Here is a 21,978-nt window from a genome sequence, read left to right on the forward strand (position 1 = left end):
CCCATGCCCCTCGTCCGCGTCGACATCAAGAAGAACCCGGACCCGACGTTCGCCAAACGCATTGGCGAAGTGATCTACGCCGCCCTGCGCAGCGAGATCAATGTGCCGGAACACGACAATTTTCAGGTGCTGGCCGAGCACGACGACCAGCACTTGATCTATGACCCGCAATATTTGGGAATCCAGCGCAGCGACGGCATCGTGTTCATCCAGCTGACCATCAGCGAAGGCCGTACCGTCGAGATGAAACAACGGCTGTTCCAGACCATCGCGCGCAACCTGAACCAGCAACTGGCCGTGCGTCAGGAGGATGTGTTTATCAATCTGGTGGAGGTGAAAAAAGAGAACTGGTCGTTCGGCAACGGCATCGCCCAGTACGTGACCTGATTCAGTGAACGTGAGCGCCGATGTCAGCTTCTGACGAAGCACCCGCGCACTCCCCGCCTCAGCTCCTACACTGCCTGATGCGGGGCCGAGCCAGCCATTGCCAAACCGCTCTGGAGTCAGCACTCTGAACCGACTTTTGCGCCCGAAGACCGACGATCAAGGAGCCGAGCAATGCCCGCCACCGTTCTGGTACTGGTTGAAACCATCAATGACTATTTGCCGATTCTTGAACATCAGGGTTTTCACCTGATTCTCGCGCCGACCCCTGCCGAACGCGCGCAAGCCATCGCCACCCACGGGGCGCGGATCGACGCGGTGCTGACCCGTGGCCCCCTGGGGTTATACGCTGAAGAGATCGCCGCATTGCCCGCGCTGAAAATCATTTGCGTGATCGGCGCCGGTTACGAGCAGGTCGACCTGCAAGCCGCCAGCGACCGTGGCCTGACTGTAACCAACGGCGCCGGCGTCAACGCTTCGTCGGTGGCCGACCACGCCATGGCCATGCTGCTGGCGCTGGTGCGTGACATACCGCGCTGCGACGCAGCCGTGCGCCGGGGTGAATGGCCGAAGATCATGCGTCCGTCACTGGCCGGCAAGCGTCTGGGGATCCTCGGGCTGGGCGCGGTGGGGATGGCGATCGCCAAACGCGCAAGCCTGGGCTTCGACATGGAGATCAGTTACCACAACCGTCAGGTGCGCAGCGATGTGCCTTACGCCTTCTGCTCGACCCCGACCGAACTGGCCCGGGCCTCGGACTTTCTGGTGGTCGCCACGCCCGGCGGCATCGGCAGCCAGCATCTGGTGACCCGCCCGGTGCTCGATGCCCTGGGGCCCAACGGCTTTATCGTCAACATTGCCCGCGCCAGCGTCATCGCCACCGCTGAACTGATCAGCGCACTGGAACAACGTCGCATCGCCGGGGCGGCGCTGGATGTGTTCGATCACGAGCCGCAAGTGCCCGATGCACTGAAAAACCTCAGCAATGTGCTTCTGACCCCGCACGTCGCCGGGTTATCACCGGAAGCCACCCAGGGCACCGTGGAACTGGTGGGCAAAAATCTGGTGGCTTTCTTCTCCGGCCAACCGGTGCTGACGCCCCTCCAGTTGCCGCCGAAACTGAACAACCAGCGCGTGCACTAAAGCGCGCCAGGCAAAGTTCAAGACGCCGGGATTCGGCGTCTGCCGAAATCATGCCAAGCGTGGCGGCGTTGGGCTGCGGGACGCCACGCCCATTCCCAAAGTTGATTACCGTCCAACACGCTAACCTATAAGACCGGACCGCGCTTGTGACGACCCGCGCGCGCCATTAGATTAGCCAATGATGTCTGGCCTCCAAAATAAGCAGAAGGGATAAGCATGGCGCTTACTGACCAGTCCACCCGTATCCGCTCTGGCGAAGAACTCGATGCCAGCCTGATCGATCCGTACCTCAAGTCGCATATTCCGGGCCTGACCGGCACACCGCAGATCAGCCAGTTTCCCGGCGGCGCGTCGAACCTGACCTACCTGCTGGAATACCCGGACCAGGAATTCGTCCTGCGCCGTCCGCCGTTCGGCCACAAGGCCAAATCCGCCCACGACATGGGCCGCGAATTCCGCATCCTCAACCAGCTGCGCGACGGCTTCCCGTATTGCCCGAAAGCCTATGTGCACTGCACCGACGATTCGGTGATCGGCGCCGAGTTCTATGTGATGGAACGGGTCAAGGGGATCATCCTGCGCTCGGACCTGCCGCCGGAACTGGGCCTCGACTCGGACAAAACCGAAGCCTTGTGCAAGAGTTTCATCGACCGTTTCGTCGAGCTGCACCGGGTCGATTACAACGCCTGCGGCCTGGGCGATCTGGGCAAACCCGAAGGCTACGTCGCCCGCCAGATCAAAGGCTGGAGCGAGCGTTACGAAAAAGCCCTGACCCCGGACGCTCCGCACTGGGAACAGGTCAAAGCCTGGCTCACCGACAAGATGCCGGCCGACCACCCGACCTCCAGCATCGTCCACAACGACTACCGCTTCGACAACGTCATCCTCGACCCGAACAACCCGATGCAGATCATCGGCGTGCTCGACTGGGAACTGACCACCCTCGGCGATCCGCTGATGGACTTGGGCAACACCCTCGCCTACTGGATCCAGGCCGACGACCCGGCACCGGTGCAACTGATGCGCCGCCAGCCAAGCCACGCGCCGGGCATGCTGACCCGCCGCGAATTCGTCGACTACTACGCCGAGCGCTCGGGCATCCAGATCGACAATTTCGACTTCTACTACACCTACGGCCTGTTCCGCCTGGCCGGCATCGTGCAGCAGATCTACTACCGCTTCTTCCATGGACAGACCCAGGACAAACGCTTCGCGCAGTTCATTCACATGAATAAACTGCTGGAGCAGATGAGCCTGCAGGTCATTGCCAAATCCAGCCTCTGATGACGGCGTTATAACAAGGCTTACTACAAGGGAATCCCATGTCCAAGACTCAGTTGTTCGACCTCGACGGCAAGATCGCTTTCGTCTCCGGCGCCAGCCGTGGCATCGGTGAAGCCATCGCCAAACTGCTGGCCCAGCAAGGCGCCCATGTGATCGTTTCGAGCCGCAAACTCGAAGGCTGCCAGCACGTGGCCGATGCCATCATCGCCGACGGCGGCAAGGCCACAGCGATCGCCTGCCACATCGGCGAAATGGAACAGATCAGCCAGGTCTTCGCCGGGATCAAGGAACAGTTCGGCCGGCTGGACATCCTGGTCAACAACGCCGCGACCAACCCGCAGTTCTGCAACGTGCTGGACACCGACCTTGGCGCCTTCCAGAAAACTGTCGACGTGAACATCCGCGGCTACTTCTTCATGTCGGTGGAAGCCGGCAAGCTGATGCGCGAAAACGGCGGCGGCAGCATCATCAACGTGGCCTCGATCAACGGCATCTCGCCGGGGATCTTCCAGGGCATCTACTCGGTGACCAAGGCTGCGGTGATCAACATGACCAAAGTCTTCGCCAAGGAATGCGCGCAGTTCGGCATCCGCTGCAACGCCCTGCTGCCGGGCCTGACCGACACCAAATTCGCCTCGGCCCTGGTTAAGAACGACGCGATCCTGAAACAGGCCCTGACACAGATCCCGCTCAAACGCGTCGCCGACCCGAGCGAAATGGCCGGCGCCGTGCTGTACCTGGCGAGCGACGCCTCGAGCTACACCACCGGCGTGTCGCTGAACGTGGACGGCGGATTCCTGTCCTGAGCCGCTTCTGACGCAAAAGAAAAGGGCAGCCCGAGGGCTGCCCTCTTCATGCCTCCAGAACCTTCGGCAACTGCCAGCCGAAATGCACCGACAACAACCGCAACAACAGACACGCCGCCCCGGCCAGCAACGCAGCCGCCACCGGCGGCACGCCCAGCCTGCGCCCGACAATCAACACTGCCGCCCCGACAAACGCCGAGCTGGCATACAAATCCGCCTGCAACACCACCGGCACCCGCGCCAGCACAATGTCACGCAGCACCCCGCCACCGACCCCGGTAATCGTGCCCATCAACATGGCCACAAACGGCGAGATTCCGAAATTCAACGCCTTCTGCGCCCCGGCCACAGCAAACAGCGCCAATCCCGCCGCATCCAGCACGATCAGGGTCGAACCGGACCAGCCCAGCACCAGCTCATGAAAAACAAACGCCACCCCGCCCATGGCAAATGCCAGCGCCGGATAGCGCCAGTCCGCCACAGCCTTGGGCGGCGTAGCACCGATCAACAGATCACGGGTCACCCCGCCACCGAGCGCGACGATAAACGCAATCACCATCACCCCGAGCAGATCGAGCTGACTGCGCATCGCCGCAATCGCGCCTTCCACGGCAAAGACTGCGGTGCCAACCAGATCGGCCACCAGCACAATCCACTCGACCCGCGCCTTCAACGGCGCCCGGCTTATTGAGTGACGCAACGGGTCTTGGTGATGTGTCGAGTCACTTGCCCGTCGGCATAGGCATCACCGGCGACCTCGGTATTTTCCATGACCTGACAAGTGCGCTCAGGTGGTGGAGGCGGTGCTGCCGGCGGAGGGGGTGGAGGACTGGCGCAACCACTGAGCAGCACCAGACCGAAAGCCGACAACAACGAAGCACACACGCGTTTCCCAGGATTGTTCATAGGATGACCCGCGATGAATGGAAGAAAACTCCCGTCGCCGAGCAGGACAACGCCCGGCTATGGAAACCGAACCACTCATTCCTTATAGACCAGTGGGGGGTGAGTGCCAGTGAAATGGCTCGAACTGGCAGGATTTGCTGTCGATTTTCGGAATGAGTCGACTGATCCATCGCCACCGCCGACAAGCCATCACCCACAGGTGAAAGTCGGATTGGGACGCAGAGCGTCCTGGGCTGCATTCCCACGCGGAGCGTGGGAACGATCAAAATCGGCCCTACGCTCCTCACCACTCACCACTCACCACGATGAGCGTTAGCTCGAGAAAGGCTTTTGACGTGCTAGCCCCGTCGGCAGGCTGAGTGGAGGGATTGATCCGGGGGTGGGAGCGCAGCGACCGTTTGGCGAAGCCAAACACATCGAGAGGAGGTGCAGCGAAGCAAACCGTAGGCGATGCCCCCGGATCAATCCCGGAGCGAAGGAACCCGAGCCACAGCGAGGGCCGTACGTCAGGGCACAAGACCTTTGGTTACTTTGGGGCGTTTGCCAAAGTGACCCGCTGTAAGAGCGGAACCGCCAGCCGCAACACCCGAAGAATCGGATATTCACCCAAAAACCCCATGAACCAGGTCGGCCCAGAGACCGCTAAGTTCACCCCGGCGTTCGCAACGAATTACTCTCAAGCTCATACCGCAATTCATCAACCAAAGCATCCACCGCTTCCGAAGTACGCAAGGCATCCAGACTCAACCCACTAATCACCAGATCAACCTGCCCTGAAGCCGGGTGATACAACTTCACAGTAAGGGAATGATCCCCATCCACCACACACTCACAAGCCAACGGCGAAAAACTACGCTCAAGTTGCGCCCGCAACTGCGTCAGATAAATCATCGCGCCAGCTCCGAAAATCGACGCAACACGCCAGGTTCAATGACAAACAACACATTCATGGTCTGATCCAATAACAACGACGGAAGGGACACGATCACGAACGAAACCCGCATCGCACCCCACCAGCCTAAGAACAGCCTGCATTGTCAGACACCCGAATTTGCACCTCATGAACTAGTGCATTTGCACCTTAGCGCTGTCCCCGGCTGCTCCCCGAGAACAACCCCCGTTCGCGGGCCCAGACAATCGCCTCGCTGCGGCTGTGCACATCCAGCTTGGAATAAACCGTCGCCACATGATTGCGCACTGTATTCGGCGCCAGTTTCAACCGTGCAGCAATTTCCTTGTCCGCCAGCCCCTCGCAGATCAGCCCCAGAACATCGCGCTCGCGGGCGGTGAGATCGGTGAACGAAACGCTGGGCAACTGCGGCGAGTTGATCTTCTTCACATTGGCCAGCTTTTCGATCAGCGTGCGGCTGAACCACGACGCATCCTTCATCACCTCTTCAATCGCTGCCACCAGTTCAAGCTCAGTGTGCTTGCGCTCGGTGATGTCCATCAGCACCAGCAGATAGCACACTGTGTTCTGGATGTTGACGGTGTCAGCGGACACCGCGCACTCCAGCACTTCGGCGTTTTTCTTGCGGATTCGCATATCGGCGCGATCGACCCGGCCGGTCTTCTCCAGCGCCGCCAGCAAGCGGGCGCGCTCAGCCTTTTCATCGATGAAGTCCAGTTGCGCGACGGTCTTGCCGAGCACGTCGTCGCTGTCGTAAGCCAAGGTATCGAGGAAGGCCTGGTTGACATCGATCAGCCGCTGCTCGTCGGCACTGCAAATCAGGATCGGCACCGGCGTCAGGCGAAAGGCCTTGGCGAACCGCTCCTCACTCTGGCGCAGGGCGACCTCGGCCTTGTGCCGTGGCTCCATGTCGACGAACGAAAACAGCATGCAGTCTTCGTCGTTGAGCACCAACGGCTGGCCGGCGACGATAACCTGTTTGCTGCCACCGTCCGGCAGACGCAGTTCGGCCTGCATCTGCGGAATGGTCGCGACATCACGCAGGCGCTGGATCGCCAGATCCTTGCGCTCGGCCCGTTCGAGAATATCCAGCTCATAAGTCGAGGCGCCGATCACCTGATCGCGGGCGTAGCCGGTCATTTCCAGAAACCCCGGATTGACCTTGATATAACGCAGATCGCTGAGGCGGCAGATCACCGCAGGCGCCGGGTTGGCATTGAAGGTTTTTTCGAAGCGCTGCTCGGCGTTGGCCCAATCGGTGACGTCGCTCATGATCAGCACCAGCGACTCGACCTCGCCATCGCGATCGGTCAGCACCATGCTGCGCACACTGTGTACCCAGGTGCGTTCCTCGTCACTGCACGGGGAGACTTCCACCAGCACGTCGCTGAAGGTTTCGCCGGCGGCCACACGGCAGATCGGGTACTGCTCCGGTGCCAGCGCGTGGTTGTTGCGATACCGCAGATTGAAGCGCTCGGCATATTCCCCGGCGTTGTTGCCCAGCTCTCCGATGCGGCTGACGCCATGCATCGCCAGCGCCGCTTCGTTGGCCCAGAGAATCGTCTGGTCGATTTCCAGCAGAATCACCCCGTCGGACAGCCCGGCAATGATTTGCTGCAACTGACGGCGATTGGTTTCGGTGGTCAGGACGTCCCGGCTCATTGATTCTCCACAAGTTCGCGCATGTGAAATTTACGACCGCGGACGGTTGTGATCGTGCCAACCACGATTGAGCGTTGACTATTCGCGCCTCGCGGCTTTCTCGTCTAACGTTAGTACCTCGACGGATTGTGTCCGCGCCTGCGGCCGGGCATCTGATCAAGGAGAGACAAATGACGAGCGACCGTATTACCGAACGGACCTATCGCACGTGGTCCACACCCATTCTGTTGGAGCTGAAAAAGCGCGAACACCAGATGGACCCGGCAGAGCGGCAGGCACTGGAAAACGTGATGATCGAAAGAAGGCTGTTGAACATCGGCAGCCCGGATGGCAAGGAACGGCGCAAGGCAGCGGTGAGCCACAAAAGAACAACTTGAGCCGGGCGTCTGTGGCGATCTGCCAGATCGCCACAGTCTCTTGACTACCCAACCCTGGCTTTACGCCGCGCGTTGCTTGCCCGCCACCGCCGCCGAAGCCGCCAGCATCGCCCGCAGCAACACCGCACACCCGGCCGCCAGATCGTCCGGGGCGGCGTTTTCGATTTCGTTGTGGCTGATGCCGCCTTCGCACGGCACGAAAATCATCCCAGCTGGGCCCAGTTCGGCGAGGAAAATCGCGTCGTGGCCGGCGCCGCTGACAATGTCCATGTGCGACAGGCCCAGACCTTTGGCGGCGCCGCGCACGGCTTCGACGCAGCCTTTTTCGAAGTACAGTGGCGGGAAGTCGGCGGTCGGGGTCAGTTCATAGGTCAGGCCGTGTTCTTCGCAGGTGGCTTCGATGACTTGCTTGACCTCGGCGATCATCGAGTCGAGGCGTGCCGGTTCCAAATGCCGGAAATCGAGGGTCATGCGTACCTCGCCGGGAATGACGTTGCGTGAGCCGGGATAGGCTTGCAGGCAACCGACCGTGCCGCACGCGTGGGGTTGGTGGCCGAGGGCAGCGCGATTGACCGCGCCGACGATCACCGAGGCGCCGACCAGCGCGTCCTTGCGCAGGTGCATCGGGGTCGGACCGGCGTGGGCTTCGACGCCGCGCAGTTTCAGGTCGAACCACTTCTGCCCCAGTGCGCCGAGTACTACGCCGATGGTTTTCTGTTCGTCCTCAAGAATCGGGCCTTGCTCGATGTGCGCTTCGAAATAGGCGCCGACCTTGTGCCCGCTGACCTTGCGCGGTCCGGCGTAACCGATGGCGTTCAACGCTTCGCCAACCGTTATGCCGTCGGCATCGACCTTGGCCAGGGTTTCTTCGAGGGTGAATTTTTCCGCGAACACGCCGGAGCCCATCATGCACGGGGCGAAGCGCGAGCCTTCTTCGTTGGTCCAGACCACCACTTCCAACGGCGCCTCGGTTTCCACGCCCAAATCATTGAGGGTGCGCAGCACTTCGACGCCGGCGAGCACGCCGAAGCAGCCGTCGAACTTGCCACCAGTGGGCTGGGTGTCGATGTGGCTGCCGGTCATCACCGGGGGCAGGTTCGGGTTGCGGCCGGGACGGCGAGCGAAGATGTTGCCGACTTCATCGACCGTGACGCTGCAACCGGCGTCCTTGCACCATTGCACGAACAGGTCGCGGGCCTGGCGGTCGAGGTCGGTCAGGGCCAGTCGACAGACCCCGCCCTTGACCGTCGCGCCGAGCTTCGCCAGCTCCATGAGCGACGCCCATAAGCGGTCGCGGTTGATGTGCTGATGGGTCGATTGCAGAACGTCTACGGCTGCGTTCATGGGGATCTCCTCAGGCAGTTCTTATGGGAATTACAACGGCGATTTGACGGCCACCGGCGTCGCACGCATCGCGCACAACCCGTAATAGATCAACCCGCCCAGCGCCGAGCCGGTGAACCAGCCGTAGCTGTAGAACCAGCTGAATGCGCTGCTGCCCAACGACAGCAGGGTCAGCACCACCGGCACGCCGAAGGCGATGAACCCGGCCCAGTTCCACGCCGGGTACACGTCGTCGCGGTACAGGCCAGCCAGGTCCAGTTGCTGTTTCTTGATCAGGAAATAGTCCACCACCATGATCCCTGCAATCGGTCCGAGCAGACTGGAATAGCCCAGCAGCCAGTTCGAATACACGGTTTCCAGGCTGACATCGGAGACGATCAGCCCGAGCTTCTTCAGCAGCTCATGGCCCATCAGCGCCAGACCGACGAACCCGGTGAGAATCACCGCTTTGGTGCGGTTGATGACTTTGGGCGCGATGTTCTGGAAGTCGTTGGTTGGCGAAACAATGTTGGCGGCGGTGTTGGTCGACAGCGTGGCGATGATGATCAGCGCCATGGCCACCGCGACCCACACCGGGCTCTGGATATGGCCGATCAGCGTCACCGGATCGGAAACGCTGACGCCCACCAGTTTCACCGAGGCGGCGGTCATCACCACGCCCAGTGCGGCGAACAGGAACATGGTCAGCGGCAGACCGAAAATCTGCCCGAGGATCTGATCCTTCTGGCTGCGGGCATAACGGCTGAAGTCAGGAATGTTCAGCGACAACGTAGCCCAGAAACCGACCATCGCCGTCAGCCCGGCGGCGAAGTAGCTGACCACGCTCGCGCCCTCGGGACGCTTCGGCGGAATCGCCAGCAACTCGGTCATCGACACATTCGGCATGGCCCATACCAGCAACCCGATGCCAACCGCCACCAGCAGCGGCGCCGATAGGGTTTCCAGCCATTTGATCGACTCGGCGCCACGGATCACCACCCACAAGTTCAACGCCCAGAAGACCATGAAACCGATCACCTCCCCCGTCCCGCCGAGGGATTTCCAGCCCTCGAACACCGAGCCGAGAAACAGGTGAATCGCCAGCCCGCCGAACATGGTCTGGATGCCGAACCAGCCGCACGCCACCAGCGCGCGGATCAGGCACGGCACATTGGAGCCGAGAATCCCGAACGACGAGCGCAGCAACACTGGAAACGGAATCCCGTATTTGGTGCCGGGAAACGCGTTGAGTGTGAGGGGAATCAGGACGATGACGTTGGCAAACAAAATCGCCAGCAAGGCCTCGCCGACGGTGAGGCCGAAATACGCGGTGAGCACGCCGCCGAGGGTGTAGGTCGGCACGCAGATCGACATGCCGACCCACAGCGCGGTGATGTGCCATTTGTTCCAGGTTCGTTCGCGCACCTTGGTCGGTGCCATGTCGTGGTTGTATCGGGGACTGTCGAGGACGTCACTGCCGGCTTCGAGTTCGAACAAGCCGTCGCGCTCGGTCACTTGCGATCTGTTCTGTTGCATGGCCGCTCCACTGTTCTTCTGATTATTTTTTGCTCATCAGGCGGCTGCACACGCAGGTGCGAGCCGGACGATGGCCGGAGGAACTGACAACTTTCATGCACCGGCCATGGTGTCAGCGGCGGCATCAATAAACGTGCCGGGTGCCCCGCTTTCGCATCGGGCCGTGCTTTCTATTTCCTGCAACTTACTGATGTTTATCAGTTTTAATTATTCACCCGGTGAGGCCGCGAAAACTTGACTGAACACTCAGGCTAAATGCCAGGCAAGTTGTCCGAACTGTCAGGAATCAATCTGGTGCACTGCATTATTTTTCTTCAGGACGCGTCACTCTCCGCTCAACTTCAAGCGGCTGATTTCACATAGGAAATCTTGCTCATATTTCCAACCTGTCAAGTGCGTCAAAATGGTGAAGGGCCTCACCATTTTGGTGATTTTGTATTTTTATCTTTATTTTTCAATGCTTTAAAACAGTCATAAGCTTATAAAAAATAATCTTGATCAATTGCAGAACTGCGACTAGCGTCTATTCCTGACAGCGCTGACAAGATTACGCATTCGGCGCTGCGAACAATAAAACACTAGAACCGGCACAAGTCGGTCATGCCTGCGAGGAACTCGGAATGTCTCTGTTGATCCGTGGCGCCACCGTTGTTACCCATGATGAAAGTTACCGCGCCGATGTCTATTGCGCTGACGGCGTGATCAAAGCCATTGGTGAAAACCTGGATGTTCCCGCCGGCGCCGAAGTGCTCGACGGCAGCGGTCAATACCTGATGCCCGGCGGCATCGATCCGCACACCCACATGCAACTCCCGTTCATGGGCACCGTAGCCAGCGAAGACTTCTACAGCGGCACCGCCGCTGGCCTGGCCGGCGGCACCACCTCGATCATCGATTTCGTGATTCCCAATCCGCAGCAGTCGCTGCTCGAAGCCTTTCACCAGTGGCGCGGCTGGGCGGAGAAGTCCGCGTCCGACTACGGCTTCCACGTCGCGATCACTTGGTGGAGCGAGCAGGTGCGGGAGGAAATGGCCGAGCTGGTCAGCCATCACGGGATCAACAGCTTCAAGCATTTCATGGCCTACAAGAACGCGATCATGGCCGCCGACGACACGCTGGTGGCGAGCTTCGAGCGCTGCCTGGAACTCGGCGCGGTGCCGACCGTGCACGCGGAAAACGGCGAGCTGGTCTATCACCTGCAACGCAAGTTGATGGCTCAGGGCATCACCGGGCCGGAAGCGCATCCACTGTCGCGGCCATCGCAGGTCGAAGGTGAAGCTGCGAGCCGGGCGATCCGTATCGCTGAAACCATCGGCACGCCGCTGTACCTGGTGCACGTCTCGACCAAGGAAGCCCTCGACGAAATCACCTACGCCCGCAGCAAGGGCCAACCGGTCTACGGCGAAGTGCTGGCCGGCCATCTGCTGCTGGACGACAGTGTCTATCAGCACCCGGACTGGCAGACCGCCGCCGGTTACGTGATGAGCCCGCCGTTCCGCCCGCGCGGGCATCAAGACGCGCTGTGGCATGGTTTGCAGAGCGGCAATCTGCACACCACCGCCACCGACCATTGCTGTTTCTGCGCCGAGCAGAAAGCCGCCGGCCGCGACGATTTCAGCAAGATCCCCAACGGCACCGCCGGCATCGAAGACCGCATGGCGGTGTTGTGGGATGAAGGGGTGAACTCGGGGCGGTTGTCGATGCAGGACTTCGTCGCCCTCACCTCCACCAACACCGCGAAAATCTTCAACCTCTACCCGCGCAAGGGCGCGATCCGCGTCGGCGCCGATGCCGACCTGGTGCTGTGGGACCCGCAAGGCACCCGCACCATCTCCGCCAAGACCCACCATCAGCAGGTGGACTTCAACATCTTCGAAGGCAAGACCGTGACCGGCGTGCCGAGCCATACCGTCAGCCAGGGCCGGGTGGTCTGGGCCGACGGCGACCTGCGCGCCGAGCGTGGCGCAGGCCGCTATATCGAACGGCCGGCGTATCCGGCGGTGTTTGATTTGCTGAGCAAGCGGGCGGAGTTGCACAGGCCGGTTGCGGTTAAACGCTGAAATCCAGGCCTTCGGCCATCGCTAGCAGGCTAGCTCCCACAGGTGTACGCATTCCAAATGTGGGAGCCAGCCTGCTGGCGATGAGGCCAGTTCAGGCAACAAAAAACCACTGCCCATTTAGAGGCAGAAAACCTCAATTAACCGTGAGGCAAAAAACCGTGATCGAGACCCTGAACCATCTCCCGCACCCGCACGAAAGTGCGGCCGCCCTCGCCGGCCATTTCACCGATCTGGCGCCGCCGCTCAACGACCGCCAGGCGCATCTGGAAGCCTCGCGCTGCCTGTATTGCTACGACGCGCCGTGCGTGAATGCGTGCCCGAGCGAGATCGACATTCCGTCGTTCATCCGCAATATCCATCAGGACAACGTGCCCGGCGCGGCGCAGAAAATCCTTTCGGCAAACATCCTCGGCGGCAGTTGCGCACGGGTCTGTCCGACCGAGATCCTCTGCCAGCAAGCTTGCGTGCGCAACAACGCCCACGAATGCGCGCCGGTGCTGATCGGCCTGCTGCAGCGTTATGCCGTGGACAACGCGCACTTCACCGAACACCCGTTCCAGCGCGCCGCCGCCACCGGCAAACGCATCGCCGTGGTCGGTGCCGGCCCGGCGGGTTTGTCCTGCGCACATCGCAGCGCGATGCACGGGCATGACGTGGTGATTTTCGAAGCGCGGGAGAAGGCTGGCGGGCTCAACGAATACGGGATCGCCAAGTACAAACTGGTCGACGACTACGCGCAGAAGGAGCTGGATTTCCTCCTGCAGATAGGCGGCATCGAAATCCGTCACGGCCAGAAACTCGGCGACAACCTGACTTTGAGCGAACTGCATCAACAGTTCGACGCAGTGTTCCTCGGCCTCGGTCTCAATGCGAGCAAGCAACTCGGCCTGGCCCACGAAGACGCTCCCGGCCTGCTCGCCGCCACCGACTATATCCGCGAACTGCGCCAGGCTGATGACCTGTCGCAACTGCCGCTGGCCGAGCGCTGCATCGTCCTCGGCGCCGGCAATACCGCCATCGACATGGCCGTGCAAATGGCCCGCCTCGGTGCCCGCGACGTCAACCTGGTCTATCGCCGTGGCGCAGCGGACATGGGCGCCACCGGCCACGAGCAGGACATCGCCAAGGCCAATCAGGTGCGGTTGCTGACCTGGGCGCAACCGGATGAGGTGCTACTCGATGCCCAAGGCAAGGTGCGCGGCATGCGCTTCGCCCGTACGCATTTGGTGGACGGTCGCCTGCAAACCACCGGCGAGACTTTCGAGCTGGCCGCCGATGCGATCTTCAAAGCCATCGGCCAGGCCTTCGACGGCAGCGCCCTCGCCGACCCGCTGGCCCGCGAACTCAAGCGTCAGGGCGAACGGATTCAGGTCGATGAAAACCTGCGCACCAGCATCCCCGGCGTGTATGCCGGCGGCGACTGCACCAGCCTCGATCAGGACCTGACCGTGCAAGCGGTGCAACACGGCAAACGCGCCGCCGAGGCGATCAACGCTCAACTGATGCTCAACGTGGAGGCTGCGTAAATGGCCGATCTCTCGATTGTCTTCGCCGGTATCAAAGCCCCCAATCCGTTCTGGCTGGCCTCCGCGCCGCCGACCGACAAGGCCTACAACGTGGTCCGCGCCTTCGAAGCCGGCTGGGGTGGCGTAGTCTGGAAAACCCTGGGTGAAGACCCGGCGGCGGTCAACGTGTCGTCGCGTTATTCGGCGCACTACGGCGCCAACCGCGAAGTGCTGGGCATCAACAACATCGAACTGATCACCGACCGCTCGCTGGAAATCAACCTGCGGGAAATCACCCAGGTGAAAAAGGATTGGCCGGACCGCGCGCTGATCGTTTCGCTGATGGTGCCGTGCGTCGAAGAGTCGTGGAAACACATCCTGCCGCTGGTGGAGGCCACCGGCGCTGACGGCATCGAACTGAATTTCGGCTGCCCCCACGGCATGCCCGAGCGCGGCATGGGCGCGGCGGTCGGTCAGGTGCCGGAGTACGTCGAACAGGTTACGCGCTGGTGCAAGACCTATTGCTCGCTGCCGGTGATCGTCAAACTGACGCCGAACATCACCGACATCCGCGTCGCCGCCCGCGCCGCGCACCGGGGTGGCGCGGATGCAGTGTCGCTGATCAACACCATCAACTCGATCACCAGCGTCGACCTCGAACACATGGTCGCCCTGCCCACCGTCGGCAGCAAAAGCACCCACGGCGGGTATTGCGGCTCGGCAGTGAAGCCGATCGCGTTGAACATGGTCGCGGAAATCGCCCGTGATCCACAGACCCAGGGCCTGCCGATCTGCGGCATCGGCGGCATTGGCAGCTGGCGTGATGCGGCGGAGTTCATCGCACTGGGCAGCGGCGCGGTACAGGTGTGCACGGCGGCGATGCTGCATGGCTTCCGGATTGTCGATGAGATGAAGGATGGCCTGTCGCGGTGGATGGACAGTCAGGGCTACGCCAGCATTGCCGAGTTTTCCGGGCGCGCGGTGGGCAACACCACGGACTGGAAGTACCTGGACATCAACTATCAAGTCATCGCGAAGATCGACCAGGAGGCATGCATCGGTTGCGGGCGTTGCCACATTGCCTGCGAAGACACTTCACACCAGGCGATCAGCAGCCTGAAACAGGCCGATGGAACGCATAAATATGAAGTGATCGATGATGAGTGTGTGGGGTGCAATCTGTGTCAGATCACTTGTCCGGTGGCGGATTGCATCGAGATGGTGCCGATGGAAACGGGCAAGCCGTTTCTGGACTGGAATCATGATCCGAGGAATCCGTATCACGTTGCGGTCTAGATCGCCTGTGGATCCGGAAGTCCCCTCATCGGAACGCCGCCCGCCTAGCCCTCTCCCAAAGGGAGAGGGAACCGACCGGGGAATATTGATGAACTGCACCGACATGAACGATCTGCTTTGAATCCATAATCGACCCGGTCTTGCAGGTCGATGTAACCCGAATGACACCTCCGTAGGCTCCCTCTCCCTCCGGGCGGTCCGACGTTTCGGGAGGGCTGGGGTGAGGGCCAGCTTTTGACTTTCAGGGCTCCAACCCGATCCCCCGCAAAATCACACTCGTCACCGTCTGCACCGCCCGTTCGAACTGCATGTCCGACAGTGGCTGATGCTCATTCAGAATATTCACCTGATGATCGAAGTCGGCATAGTGCTGCGTCGAGGCCCAGATCATGTACAGCAGGCTCGACGGCTCCACCGGCAGAATCCGCTTGTCCTCCACCCACTGCCGGATCTTCGCCTCCTTCATCTTCGCCCAGTCGTACAGGCTCACATCCAGCGCCTCGCCGAGGGTCGGGGCGCCGTGGATGATTTCGTTGGCCCAGACTTTCGAACCGTACGGCCGGCTGCGCGAGTGGTTCATCTTGGCGCGGATGTAGCTGCTGAGCACCACGCGCGGATCGTCGAACATCTCGAAGCACAGCGCGTCCTGCTTCCACACTTCCAGCAGGTCGAACAGCACCGCGCTGTACAGCTCGCTCTTGGTCGAAAAGTAGTAATGCAGGTTGGAGCGTGGCAGCTGCACTTCCGCGGCGATGTCCGCCATGGCGGTGCCGCCGAAACCTTTCTCGGCGAAGACTTTCTCCGCCGCCAGCAGGATCTTGTCGACGTTGGTGCGGCGGATTTCGATCTTGTGATTGCCCATGAGGGCTCCCTGAAGACAACGTTGTTGAAGACTAGCATCCGCTCTGGGCAAGGGGCGACAGCCGAGAACGATTCTTCACACACTTGGGCTTTTTTCTGGTTTAGGATCGCCCTCCTTCTCCCCGTCAGACACTGAAGGATCCTGCCCATGACCATTCGAAAGCGCATCGCTGCGGATGATCCGCAGCTCGCCGCACTGTGGGAGCGCTCGGTCCGCGCCACCCACGATTTCCTCCCGGAAGACGACATCCACCGGCTGTTACCGCTGGTGCGTGACACCTACCTGCCCGCGCTGGATGTGCAGGTTTTCGAGAACCCTGACCACTCCCCGGCAGGCTTTATCGCCACCGACGAGGACACCGTACAAATGCTGTTCATTGACCCGGCTCAGCGTGGCCAGGGTATCGGCCGACGCTTGCTCGACCATGTCCGCCGCCCACTGCTGAAGGTCGACGTCAATGAACAGAACCCGCAAGCCCACGGCTTCTACCGTCACTACGGATTCGAAGACATCGGCCGCTCGGCACTCGACGGCGAAGGCCGGCCCTTTCCGGTCATTCACATGCGCCTGAAAGCCCTGTGATCCACGTTCTATACTCAGCCCGCCATTTCGCTGAAAGGAATCTTTCCATGCCGATGAAAAAACTCTTCACCGCTGGCGCACTGCTGGCTTCGCTGATCGTCACTTCCCAGGCGTTCGCCCACGCCCATCTGAAAAGCCAAACTCCGGCTGCCGACAGCACCGTCGCGGCACCGGCGGATCTGCGCCTGGTGTTTTCCGAAGGCGTCGAAGCCAGCTTCACCAAAGTCACCGTGACCCACGACGGCAAGCCGGTGGCGGTCAAACCGCTGACCACCGAAGGCGACAAGAAAACCCTGATCGTCACCCCCGAAGCACCGCTGACCGCTGGGGAATACAAAATCGAATGGCATGCGGTGTCGGTCGATACGCACAAAAGCGAAGGCGCCTATCAGTTCAAGGTTGGCCAGTAATTCATGAGTGAAGCGCTGGTGCTGTGCCGGTTCCTGCATTTCATCGTGGTGTTGATGCTTTTCGGGGCCTGGCTTTTCCGGCCGCTGCTGCTCAAAGGTGAAGCGCCGCTTCTGGATCGGCAGCTGGCGCGACTGACTCGCTGGCTGGCGGCGATTGCCCTGGCCAGCGGCGTCATCTGGGCGTTGTTGATTACCGCAAGCATGGCCGGTTCGGCGGCGGCCGCGTTTGATCCGGCCACCGTCGAGCGGGTCCTTGGCCACACGTTTTTCGGTCAGGTCTGGCGCTGGCATCTGTTGATCAATGCCCTGTTGCTGGCGTTGCTGTTTACGCCGTGGCGTTCGAGCCGGCCATTGCGGCTGGGCCTGAGTGCGCTGCTGCTGATGACGCTGGCACCGGTCGGACACGGCGCGATGCTCGACGGTTTCAGCGGCCAGATGCTGATCCTCAATCAGGTCATTCACCTGACTTGCGTCGGCGCCTGGCTTGGAGGATTGCTGATGCTGGTGATGATCCTGCGCCAACGTCACGAAGACATGCGCGAAGTCTTGCAGCGATTTAGCGGACTCGGCTACGGGCTGGTCGCCGGCCTGCTGATCACCGGGCTGATCAATGTGCGCGTGCTCACCGGCCAATGGTGGCCGACGCCGCTGTTCTCGGGGTTCGCCCTGATCCTGTTGATCAAGGCGCTGCTGGTGTTCGGCATGCTTGCACTGGCGCTGTTCAATCGCCTGCGGATCAACGATTGCGAACAGCGGATCGACACCCTCAAACGCAGCGTCATGCTCGAATGGCTGCTGGGGATCGGCGCCGTGGTGGCGGTTTCCGTGCTCGGCACCCTGCCGCCGATGATCGCTGCCTGAGGTCAGTGTTTCTGGGTATCGCCCGCCGCCGTATCAATGCTGACCACCACCGACATCCCCGGCCGCAAACGCTCGCTCTCCTGCTGATCCGGATCGATGGTGATGCGCACCGGCACCCGCTGGGCGATTTTCACGAAGTTGCCGGTGGCGTTGTCGGCCTGCAACAACGCGAATTCGGAACCGGTGCCCGGTGAGATGTGCTGCACATGGCCGGTGAACTTGCGGTGGTTCAAGGCATCGACGGTGAAACTCGCCGGCTGCCCCACGCGCACATTGTCCATCTGGGTTTCCTTGAGGTTGGCGATCACCCATTTCTGGTTCGGCACCAGCGCCATCAACTGCGCCCCGGAGTTGACGTAGGCGCCGAGACGCACGCCGATCTGCCCGAGCTGACCGTCGCGCGGGGCGATGATCCGGGTGTTGGACAAATCGATCCGCGCCAGCTGCACCGCCGCCTCGGCGCTGGCCACCGCCGCTTCCAGCGAGCCGCGATTGACGATCACCGTTTGCAGATCCTGCCGGGCGATTTCCAGATTGGCCTTGGCCTGCGCCACCGCCGCAATGCTTTGCGCATTGGCGGCCAGCGCCACGTCCATCTCGCGCTTGGACACGGAACCGTCATTGACCAGCGCCTTGTTGCGTCGCAAGTCGGCCTCGCTTTTGCGCAGCTGCGCCTCGCTGTCGGCCACCACCGCCTGCCGCAACTTGATCGTCGCTTCGGCGCTATTGCGCTGCTGCACCACGTTGGCCAGCGAGGCCTTCTGTACCGCCAGTTGCGCCAGCGACTGGTCGAGGCGTTGCTGATAGATGCGGTCATCGAGACGTACCAGCAAATCACCTTCCTTCACGAACTGGAAATCCTGCACCGGCACTTCAAACACATACCCACTGAGCTGCGGGCCGATGATCGTCACCTGCCCGCGCACCAAGGCGTTTTCGGTGGTCTCAACTGCGCTGCTGAACGGCGGCAGTTGCCAGGCGTAAAGCACGATCAGCACACCGACGATGGCAATCGCGGCAAACCCCAGCGACGAGATGATCCGCACCCGCAACGAGCGCGGCTCGGTGTTCGGTGATGACGGCGGCGCCACACCTTCAGGGGTGGCGGCGATGGCATTGGTGGTCGTGGTAGTCGGTTCGGTCATGAAGAAGTGGCACCGCTGGAAGGTACGGAAGGTGTCGGGGTTACGGCTTTGGTGGTACTGATCAGCCACAGCGCACGGATGGAAATCCAGATCATGGTCAGGATCGCGATCACCGCAATCAGCATGAACACATCGTTATAGGCCAGTACGTTGGCTTCGCGCGTGGCAGCGTTGGCCAGGCTGCGAATGCCTTGCAGATTGCGCAGACTCGGGTCGGCAATCACGGAGCCGACCGCCGATCCGCCGCTCTGGACCCGGGCGGCGACCCTGGGATCGGACATCACCAGTTGCTCGACGATATGGCTGGAATGAAATTTCTCGCGCACGATCTGGAAAGTCCCCAGCAACGCCGCGCCGATCAGGCCGCCGAGGTTGTTGCAGATCCCGAACAACACCGAAAAACTCACGAGGTTGCGCGGGTTGGTCAGCACGTTGCGCGTGCCCAGCACCATGGTCGGGCCGAGGAAGAAAGTACTGCCGAACGCCAGCAGAAATTGGCTGAAATACAGGTTGCCGGGGCGGGTCAGGTTGTTCGATGAGCTGTCCATGATCGAGCCGGTGGCCATCAACGCCAGCGAAATGATCAGCGGCATCAGCAGGTGTTTCGGGTCGATGGTCAGTGCACTGGTCAGCAGCCCGGCGACGCTGCCGATCAGCATCACCACATACAGGCTATGAAGCTGCTGGCTGCTCATGTTCAGGTTCTGCATGAAGCCCACGGCGCCGGTGGATTGCTCCGAGGTCACCATGCGAATCAGGATCACCGCCAGCGCCAGGCGGATCATCACCCCGCTGCCGAGCCAGCGGGTCATCAGCATCGGGTTGCTGCGGTTATGTTCGATGGCCAGCCCCGCGAGGATCAGGGCGATCGAAGCGGCCAGGGCGATGCCGATCCAGTCGGCCTCCAGCCACCAGTCGATCCGCCCCAGGGACAACACCGCGCACAACAGCGCGACGCCGCTGGCGAGGATCGCGAAGGTCAGGAAGTCGAGCGGTTCGAAGGTCTTGAACCGGTCACCCGGCGGCAGTTTGAGCATCAGGACGCAGCCCAACGACAGCAGCGCCATACCCAGTTCAAACAGGTACAGGCCGCGCCATTCGGCGATCTGCAGCAGGTCTTCGGAAAACAGTCGCGCCAGTGGCAAGGCCAGCTGTGAGGTGCCGAGGCCCAGCACCAGCGCCTTCATCCGCCATTTGGCCGGGAACGCCTGCACCATGTAATACAGGCCCAGCGAACTAAGCGCCGCGCCAACCATGCCGTGGGCCGCCCGCACCGCGACTGCTGAATTCAAGTCATTGACGAATAGATGGCCGAAGGTCACCAGCGCATACAGCACCAGAAACACCTCGGTAAACGCCCGCAGCCCGAACTGCTGGCGAAACTTCACCAGCAGCAGGTTCATCGACACGTTGGTCATCACATACGCCGCCGGCAGCCAGGCCATCTCCGCCGTCGTCGCCCCGAGCGCGCCTTGCAGATAAGGCAGGTTGGCGACCACCAGCGCATTACCCAGCCCACCGGTCACCGCCACCAGCAAGCCCACCAGCGCATAAGCCAGGCGCTTGGGGTTGGAGTGCAGCGGCGTCGAGGGAGAACCGGGCAGACTGGGCTTCTCGTGCGGCTGCCAGTTGCGCGGGGCGTATTGATCCATTGAAAGGCCTTGTCTTGTAGTCGCTTAAGTGTGCCGCAAATCCTGGCCAAACACCTATCCAGTGTGGGAGCGAGCCTGCTCCCACAAGGGATTTTGGGTGGATTCGTAAATTTTGTTTAAAGGTCATCTCGCCCGCAGCGGATTTTTCCAAAGCGTAGCGGATGCCAACCTTGCAGCACTTCTCAACCTGCAAGGTGCCCGATATGACCACTCCCCGTTGGCAACGCTCCCCGCGTCTGCTGAAAAACCTGCTGGCCGCCGCGCTGTTGCTGCCAGCCCTCGCCTTCGCTCAGGAACGCCCGTGGCCGGATGGCTCGCAACTGGTGATTTCGGTGTCGATGCAATTCGAAACCGGCGGTCAGCCCGAAGGCGCTGAAAGTCCGTTTTCCGGTACACCGCTGCCAAAAGGCTACCCGGACCTGCCGGCGCAGACCTGGTTCGATTACGGCTACAAGGAAGGCCTGTGGCGCATGCTCGATCTGTGGGATCGCACCGGCATTAAAGTCACCTCCCACGTGGTCGGCGAAGCGGCGCTCAAGCACCCGGACCTGGCCAAGGCGATTGCCGAGCGTGGCCATGAACTGGCGGCCCACGGCATGCGCTGGGCCGACTCGTACAACATGAATTACGCCCAGGAAAAACAGTTCATCGGTGATGGCGTCGCGGCGGTGGAAAAAATCACCGGTCAGCGCTCGGTCGGCTACAACGCCAACTGGCTGCGCCGCAGCCCCAATACGTTGAAGGTGCTGCAGGATCTGAATTTCACCTATCACATCGACGATGTCAGCCGCGACGAGCCGTTCGTGACCATGGTTCGTGGACGCAAATTCGCCGTGGTGCCGTACACCCTGCGCAACAACGACATCGTGCTGGTCGAGGGCCGGCATTTCTCCGCCGAACAGTTCTATCAGCAACTGGTGCTGGAATTCGATCGCCTCTACGCCGAAGGCGCGAGCAAGCGGCGGATGATGTCGGTGAGTCTGCACGACCGCATCGGTGGCACCCCGGCGATGGTCGAAGCCATGGAGCGCTTCATCCGGTACGCCCAGTCGCATTCGAAGGTGAGTTTCATGCGCAAGGATCAGATCGCGCAGATCGTGCTGACCGAAAAAAATCCCCTGATCGATGACACTGAAGCGCTCTACAACCAGTAAACGTGCCGACAGCAGCCCTCTTCACAGCGCTTTGAGGGCTGCCCGCTCACCCAAAGTCATCGTACGACGCCCTGTTGACTTTTCCGGAAAACCTCGCAAATATCCGCAACCATGTTGTAC

At 61.2% G+C, this 21,978-nt stretch carries 20 protein-coding genes; 12 read left to right on the forward strand and 8 right to left on the reverse strand.

Annotation, left to right across the window (positions count from 1 at the left end; genetic code table 11):
* The first annotated feature begins 3 nt into the window (after positions 1-3).
* The 4 genes from L6D74_RS10515 to L6D74_RS10530 all read left to right on the forward strand — a co-directional run bounded on the left by L6D74_RS10515 (position 4) and on the right by L6D74_RS10530 (position 3,617).
* Positions 4-387 (forward strand): tautomerase family protein, encoded by a 384-nt coding sequence (locus L6D74_RS10515; RefSeq protein WP_064597510.1) that lies wholly within the window; start codon positions 4-6, stop codon positions 385-387.
* Between the two features lie 171 nt (positions 388-558).
* A complete protein-coding gene (locus L6D74_RS10520) occupies positions 559-1,527 on the forward strand; it encodes a 2-hydroxyacid dehydrogenase (protein WP_221397610.1) in 969 nt (322 codons plus the stop codon).
* A 216-nt stretch (positions 1,528-1,743) separates the two neighbouring features.
* Positions 1,744-2,811 carry a phosphotransferase family protein gene (locus tag L6D74_RS10525; RefSeq protein ID WP_236189065.1) on the forward strand — a complete coding sequence of 356 codons (1,068 nt, stop codon included), beginning with the start codon at positions 1,744-1,746 and terminating at the stop codon, positions 2,809-2,811.
* A gap of 38 nt (positions 2,812-2,849) precedes the next feature.
* The gene (locus L6D74_RS10530) at positions 2,850-3,617 is read left to right on the forward strand and encodes an SDR family oxidoreductase (RefSeq protein ID WP_064597516.1); all 768 of its coding nucleotides are present in this window, start codon (positions 2,850-2,852) and stop codon (positions 3,615-3,617) included.
* Positions 3,618-3,663: 46 nt separating this feature from the next.
* On the opposite strand, the gene L6D74_RS10535 is transcribed toward L6D74_RS10530, so the two are convergent.
* The 3 genes from L6D74_RS10535 to L6D74_RS10545 all read right to left on the reverse strand — a co-directional run bounded on the left by L6D74_RS10535 (position 3,664) and on the right by L6D74_RS10545 (position 7,095).
* Positions 3,664-4,317, reverse strand: a complete 654-nt coding sequence (locus L6D74_RS10535) for a trimeric intracellular cation channel family protein (protein WP_236189071.1) — start codon at positions 4,315-4,317, stop codon at positions 3,664-3,666.
* Between the two features lie 854 nt (positions 4,318-5,171).
* Positions 5,172-5,414 (reverse strand): DUF1652 domain-containing protein, encoded by a 243-nt coding sequence (locus L6D74_RS10540; RefSeq protein ID WP_039767197.1) that lies wholly within the window; start codon positions 5,412-5,414, stop codon positions 5,172-5,174.
* Between the two features lie 190 nt (positions 5,415-5,604).
* Positions 5,605-7,095 (reverse strand): helix-turn-helix transcriptional regulator, encoded by a 1,491-nt coding sequence (locus L6D74_RS10545; RefSeq protein WP_085648345.1) that lies wholly within the window; start codon positions 7,093-7,095, stop codon positions 5,605-5,607.
* Between the two features lie 170 nt (positions 7,096-7,265).
* On the opposite strand from L6D74_RS10545, the gene L6D74_RS10550 reads away from it, so the two are divergent.
* Positions 7,266-7,472, forward strand: a complete 207-nt coding sequence (locus L6D74_RS10550) for a hypothetical protein (RefSeq protein ID WP_221397613.1) — start codon at positions 7,266-7,268, stop codon at positions 7,470-7,472.
* A gap of 60 nt (positions 7,473-7,532) precedes the next feature.
* Here L6D74_RS10550 and L6D74_RS10555 read toward each other — a convergent pair whose 3' ends face one another.
* Entirely contained in the window at positions 7,533-8,816 is a 1,284-nt protein-coding gene (locus L6D74_RS10555) for a Zn-dependent hydrolase (RefSeq protein WP_236189072.1), read from the reverse strand.
* A gap of 30 nt (positions 8,817-8,846) precedes the next feature.
* Complete coding sequence (locus L6D74_RS10560) at positions 8,847-10,331, reverse strand: NCS1 family nucleobase:cation symporter-1 (protein ID WP_236189073.1); 1,485 nt, start codon at positions 10,329-10,331, stop codon at positions 8,847-8,849.
* Positions 10,332-10,951: 620 nt separating this feature from the next.
* On the opposite strand from L6D74_RS10560, the gene hydA reads away from it, so the two are divergent.
* The 3 genes from hydA (at position 10,952) to preA (ending at position 15,192) form a co-directional block, all read left to right on the forward strand.
* Positions 10,952-12,391, forward strand: a complete 1,440-nt coding sequence (gene hydA, locus L6D74_RS10565; RefSeq protein WP_085648341.1) for a dihydropyrimidinase — start codon at positions 10,952-10,954, stop codon at positions 12,389-12,391.
* A gap of 158 nt (positions 12,392-12,549) precedes the next feature.
* Positions 12,550-13,917 (forward strand): NAD(P)-dependent oxidoreductase, encoded by a 1,368-nt coding sequence (locus L6D74_RS10570; protein WP_236189074.1) that lies wholly within the window; start codon positions 12,550-12,552, stop codon positions 13,915-13,917.
* Positions 13,918-15,192 (forward strand): NAD-dependent dihydropyrimidine dehydrogenase subunit PreA, encoded by a 1,275-nt coding sequence (gene preA / locus L6D74_RS10575; protein WP_011334812.1) that lies wholly within the window; start codon positions 13,918-13,920, stop codon positions 15,190-15,192. It begins immediately after the preceding gene.
* Between the two features lie 241 nt (positions 15,193-15,433).
* Here preA and L6D74_RS10580 read toward each other — a convergent pair whose 3' ends face one another.
* On the reverse strand, positions 15,434-16,054 hold the full coding sequence (locus L6D74_RS10580; protein ID WP_007952885.1) for a TetR/AcrR family transcriptional regulator: 621 nt from the start codon (positions 16,052-16,054) through the stop codon (positions 15,434-15,436).
* Positions 16,055-16,201: 147 nt separating this feature from the next.
* Between L6D74_RS10580 and L6D74_RS10585 the strand changes: the two genes are divergently transcribed.
* From L6D74_RS10585 to copD, 3 genes are read left to right on the forward strand one after another with little or no spacing between them, the layout of a single operon-like run.
* Positions 16,202-16,636, forward strand: a complete 435-nt coding sequence (locus L6D74_RS10585; protein ID WP_236189083.1) for a GNAT family N-acetyltransferase — start codon at positions 16,202-16,204, stop codon at positions 16,634-16,636.
* A 47-nt stretch (positions 16,637-16,683) separates the two neighbouring features.
* Positions 16,684-17,046: a copper homeostasis periplasmic binding protein CopC gene (copC, locus tag L6D74_RS10590; RefSeq protein WP_236189086.1), complete on the forward strand. Its 363-nt coding sequence runs from the start codon at positions 16,684-16,686 to the stop codon at positions 17,044-17,046.
* A gap of 3 nt (positions 17,047-17,049) precedes the next feature.
* Entirely contained in the window at positions 17,050-17,907 is an 858-nt protein-coding gene (gene copD / locus L6D74_RS10595; RefSeq protein ID WP_236189087.1) for a copper homeostasis membrane protein CopD, read from the forward strand.
* Between the two features lie 2 nt (positions 17,908-17,909).
* Here copD and L6D74_RS10600 read toward each other — a convergent pair whose 3' ends face one another.
* Positions 17,910-19,052 (reverse strand): HlyD family secretion protein, encoded by a 1,143-nt coding sequence (locus L6D74_RS10600; protein ID WP_039767224.1) that lies wholly within the window; start codon positions 19,050-19,052, stop codon positions 17,910-17,912.
* On the reverse strand, positions 19,049-20,704 hold the full coding sequence (locus L6D74_RS10605; RefSeq protein WP_236189088.1) for an MFS transporter: 1,656 nt from the start codon (positions 20,702-20,704) through the stop codon (positions 19,049-19,051). Before L6D74_RS10605 ends, L6D74_RS10600 begins: the two co-directional genes overlap by 4 nt.
* A 203-nt stretch (positions 20,705-20,907) precedes the next feature.
* Here L6D74_RS10605 and L6D74_RS10610 point away from each other — a divergent pair, with 203 nt between their 5' ends.
* Complete coding sequence (locus L6D74_RS10610; RefSeq protein ID WP_236189092.1) at positions 20,908-21,858, forward strand: polysaccharide deacetylase family protein; 951 nt, start codon at positions 20,908-20,910, stop codon at positions 21,856-21,858.
* Positions 21,859-21,978: the final 120 nt, after the last annotated feature.

The organism is Pseudomonas pharyngis, from assembly GCF_021602345.1.
GTDB classification, from domain to species: Bacteria; Pseudomonadota; Gammaproteobacteria; order Pseudomonadales; family Pseudomonadaceae; genus Aquipseudomonas; species Aquipseudomonas pharyngis.